General features: G+C 49.0%; 1 protein-coding gene. It reads right to left on the bottom strand.

The features are described from left to right. Positions 1–202: Ig-like domain-containing protein (locus GD597_RS21835; RefSeq protein ID WP_171610026.1), on the bottom strand; the 202-nt coding region annotated here is incomplete at both ends.

Below are 202 nucleotides of genomic sequence, written 5' to 3'. Positions count from 1 at the left end.
AATCACCGTATAACTGATGCGCACCGTGCCTGCACTGATGCCTGCTACCAGGCCTGTATTAGTGATGGTGGCGATGCCGCTATTATTACTTAACCAGCTGCCGCCAACTGTTGCTTCACTTAGATTGATCGTATGACCTACACAAACACTATCCGGGCCGGTTATCGGAGCGATTACCGGTAAGGCAGATACAATAATGGTT

Origin of the sequence: Limnovirga soli, from assembly GCF_013106755.1 — a bacterium.
Classification (GTDB): domain Bacteria; phylum Bacteroidota; class Bacteroidia; order Chitinophagales; family Chitinophagaceae; genus Limnovirga; species Limnovirga soli.
The sequence above is the reverse complement of the archived record's forward strand: the minus strand, read 5'-3'. Positions and strand labels throughout refer to the sequence as shown.